Source organism: Acidisoma sp. S159, assembly GCF_009766125.1.
GTDB lineage: Bacteria > Pseudomonadota > Alphaproteobacteria > Acetobacterales > Acetobacteraceae > Acidisoma.
The window spans coordinates 1-303 of the sequence record NZ_LMUG01000064.1 but is presented as its reverse complement, the minus strand read 5'-3'; the positions used below and the strand labels follow the sequence as shown (position 1 = coordinate 303).

Genomic DNA, 303 nt, shown 5'->3' with positions numbered 1-303 from the left:
TACAGACGTTCCGTCATGTGCTCTTATAATCAAGTCAACAATTCATACGCTTGCGGCAACAGCTACTTGCTCAACCACCTACTCAAGAATGAATTGAACTTCCAAGGCTTCATTATGAGTGATTGGCAAGCTCAAGGCTCCGGTGTTTCGGCAGCCCTCGCAGGACTGGACATGTCTATGCCTGGTGACACCGCTTTCAACACCGGAGTGTCGTACTGGGGTGCAAATCTGACACTGGCTGTTCTTAATGGTACTGTCCCCGAATGGAGACTTGACGACATGGCTACCCGTATCATGTTGCTA

At 49.2% G+C, this 303-nt stretch carries 1 protein-coding gene; it reads left to right on the top strand.

The features are described 5' to 3' along the window. Positions 1-15: 15 nt before the first annotated feature. Positions 16-303: glycoside hydrolase family 3 N-terminal domain-containing protein (locus GSQ92_RS22295; RefSeq protein WP_305782232.1), on the top strand; the 288-nt coding region annotated here is incomplete at its 3' end.